Raw genomic sequence first — 3,323 nt, 5'->3', positions numbered from 1 at the left:
GCCGTGGTCTGCTATCTCTTCCTCTTCATCGAGGGGTCCTTCGACTTCGCCTTCGAGCGTCGGCTGACCGTGCTGTGGACCATGGCCGTGGTCGCGTTCGCCCACGCCGTGGGCACGGTGATCTTCCAGACCATCACCCACAACCGGATTCTCACCCCGTCGATCATGGGGTTCGACGCGGTCTACATCCTGATGCAGACCCTCATGGTGGCCGTGTTCGGCGGCAGCGTCCTCGCCGCGACGGACGGAATGCCCAAGCTGGTCACCCAGACCCTGCTGATGGTCTGCTTCACGATGCTGCTGTTCCGCTGGCTGTTCTCCGGGCGCAACGGCAGCCTGCATGTGATGCTGCTGGTCGGTGTGGTGCTGGGCCTGGCCTTCCGCAGTCTGTCGGACTTCCTCCAGCGACTGCTCTCACCCGCCGAGTTCGATGTGCTCTCCGCCCGGCTCTTCGGCCGGCTCACCAGCGCGGACGTGGCGTATCTGCCCCTGGCGACCATCGTCTGTGTGATCGCCGGAGCCGTCGTCGTACACCGCTGCCACCGGCTCGACACCCTGCTGCTCGGCCGGGACACCGCCACCGGTCTGGGCATCGACCACAAGCGCGAGCTGACGGTGATGCTGCTGCTGATCTCCCTGCTGATCGCGATGGCGACCGCGCTCGCGGGCCCCATGACCTTCTTCGGCTTCGTCACCGCGATCCTCGCCTACCAGCTGTCGGGCACCCACCGGCATACCGTCGTCCTGCCCATGGCGTTCCTCGTCGGGCTGCTCACCCTGGTGGGCGGTCAGTTCATCATGGAGCACGTGTTCTACGCGGCGGGCATGCTCACCGTCGTCATCGAGTTTCTCGGCGGGGCGGTCTTCCTCCTCCATCTCCTCCGGAAGGGCACCCTGTGATCGAGTTCACCGACATCCGCAAGGCATACGGCGACGACACCGTGCTCGGTCCGGTGTCCGGGCGGATTCCGGCGGGCGGAATCACCTCGCTCGTCGGCCCCAACGGCGCCGGGAAGTCCACCCTGCTGACCATCATCGGCCGGCTCGCCGAGCCGACCTCGGGCACCGTGACCGTCGACGGTCTCGACGTACACCGCGCCAAGTCCCAGGACGTGGCGCGGACGCTGTCCATCCTCCGCCAGGAGAACCACTTCACCGCCCGGGTGACGGTACGGGAGCTGGTCTCCTTCGGGCGCTTCCCGCACAGCCGGGGGCGGCTGACACCACACGACATCGTCCACATCGACGACGCACTCGACTTCCTCCACCTCGGCGACCTCCAGCACCGCTTTCTCGATCAGCTCTCCGGCGGCCAGCGGCAGCGGGCCTATGTGGCGATGGTGCTGGCCCAGGACACCCGGTACGTCCTGCTCGACGAGCCCCTGAACAATCTCGACATGAAGCACTCCGTACGGATGATGAGCCAGCTGCGCCGCGCGGCCGACGAACTCGGCAAGACCATCGTCCTGATCGTGCACGACATCAACTTCGCCGCCACCTACTCCGACCGGATCATCGCCCTCCGCGAAGGCCGTATCGCCGCTTCGGACAGCGTCGATGCGATGATGCGCGCGGAGGTGCTGAGCGAGGTGTTCGACACCCCCGTCCAGGTGCACGAGGTCGACGGGAAGCGGACCGCCGTGTACTACCGCTGAGCCCCCGGCCGCTTGGGTGCCCGCACTGCGGTGGTCTCGGCCGGGGACGCATCGACCGCGTGACCGCGCCAGTTGTACGCTGCGCCGGTGACCATTCCGTCGGTGGACGAGATACGCGGGCTTCATGAGAAGCACGCTCCGAACCGGACCACGTACGATCTTGTTTACACGCACTGTGAAATCGTGTGGCGCATCGCCGAGAGTCTGCTGGGTCCTGATTCCCTGATCGACCGGGAATTGGTCCGGGCCGGGTGTCTGCTCCACGACATCGGTGTCTATCGCCTCATCGACGATACCGGGCGTATCGACGCGGCGAACTATGTCCGTCACGGGATTCTCGGGCATGAAATCCTGGAGAAGGAAGGCTTTCCGGATTCTGTGTGCAGGTTCTGTTCCTGTCATACGGGTGTCGGTCTGACCCGGCACGACGTGCGGCGCTGGGGGCTTCCGCTGCCGGTCGCCGACTATGTGGCGACGACGGACGAGGAGCGGTTGGTGATGTACGCCGACAAGTTCCACACCAAGTCGACGCCGCCGAGGTTCCTCACCGCCGCCGAGTACACCGGGTATGTGCGCCGGTTCGGTGCCGAGAAGGTGGCGGCCTTCGAGGCGTTGCGCGCGATGTTCGGGGATCCCGATCTCACGGCGATCGCGACTGCCGTGCCGGCGACAGCGGATGAGAGTGCGGGCGGCGACGGGGAAGGTGTGCCGGGCCGCCGTTCGTAGCGTGGGTGGGGGAGACGGATCAGGGCCGGCGCACTTCCGTCGATGCCCCGGCCCGATGCGGTACGTCGTCATCGGGCCGGGGCGTGTGACGGTGGTGCCGGGGCCGGTCAGCCGCGACCCTCCGGCACCGTGGCGGGGTTCAGAGCAGAATCCGCATCGGATGCTCGATACGTTCCTTGAGCGCGCCCAGCCACTGCGCGGCGAGCGCGCCGTCGAGGACCCGGTGATCGCCGGACAGGGTGACGGTCATCAGCGTGGCGGCCGTGACCGTGCCGTCGTCGTCGACGACCGCGCGCTTCGTCGCGGCGCCCACCGCGAGGATGCCCGCATGCGGCGGGTTGATGATCGCCGCGAACCGCTCGATCCCGTACATGCCGAGGTTGGACACCGTGAACGAGCCGCCTTCCAGCTCTGACTGGTGCAGCTTGCCCTCCCTGGCCCGCCCGGCCAGGTCGGCCACGGCGCGGCTGATGTCGCCGATCGACCGGGTTTCGACATTGCGGACGACCGGGGTGACCAGGCCGCCTTCGATGGCGACCGCGACGGCGACGGAGACCGTATCGAACCGGCGGGTGGCGTCCGCCGTCCAGACCGCGTTGGCCTCGGGCACATCCTGGAACGCCCCGGCGACCGCCTTGACGACGAAGTCGTTGACGGACGGGGTGATCGAGCCGGGACCGTTGTCGGCCTTCATCGCGCGGCGCAGTTCGAGCAGCGCGTCGACACGGCAGTCCAGCTCGATGTAGAAGTGGGGAACCGTGTTCTTGCTCTCGGTGAGCCGCCGGGCGATCGCGCGGCGCATACCGGTGTGCGGCACATCGGTGTACGTGCCGTCCTCGGCCCGTGGTGCGGGCCGCTGGGCGGCTTCGGCAGCGGGCGGGGTCTCGGGCCGGGCGGGAGCCGTGTCCGGCCGGGCGGCGGCTGCCGCCGGCGCCGGGGCGC

Annotated in this window: 4 protein-coding genes; 3 read left to right on the top strand and 1 reads right to left on the bottom strand. The window is 68.0% G+C overall.

Annotation, left to right across the window (positions count from 1 at the left end; genetic code table 11):
* The 3 genes from ACWF94_RS37015 to ACWF94_RS37005 form a co-directional block, all read left to right on the top strand.
* Positions 1-900: iron chelate uptake ABC transporter family permease subunit (locus ACWF94_RS37015; RefSeq protein ID WP_453499070.1), on the top strand; the 900-nt coding region annotated here is incomplete at its 5' end.
* Positions 897-1,655, top strand: coding sequence for an iron ABC transporter ATP-binding protein (locus tag ACWF94_RS37010; protein ID WP_453499068.1), 759 nt, complete (start codon positions 897-899; stop codon positions 1,653-1,655). The genes ACWF94_RS37015 and ACWF94_RS37010, both read left to right, overlap by 4 nt.
* A gap of 87 nt (positions 1,656-1,742) precedes the next feature.
* Positions 1,743-2,381: an HD domain-containing protein gene (locus ACWF94_RS37005; RefSeq protein WP_453499066.1), complete on the top strand. Its 639-nt coding sequence runs from the start codon at positions 1,743-1,745 to the stop codon at positions 2,379-2,381.
* A 139-nt stretch (positions 2,382-2,520) separates the two neighbouring features.
* Here ACWF94_RS37005 and ACWF94_RS37000 read toward each other — a convergent pair.
* On the bottom strand, positions 2,521-3,323 hold an 803-nt coding region (locus ACWF94_RS37000), incomplete at its 5' end, for a 2-oxo acid dehydrogenase subunit E2 (protein WP_453499064.1).

Source organism: Streptomyces sp. NPDC055078 (assembly GCF_053607985.1).
Note: the sequence above shows the minus strand (reverse complement) of the source record. Positions and strands in the feature narration are given on the sequence as shown.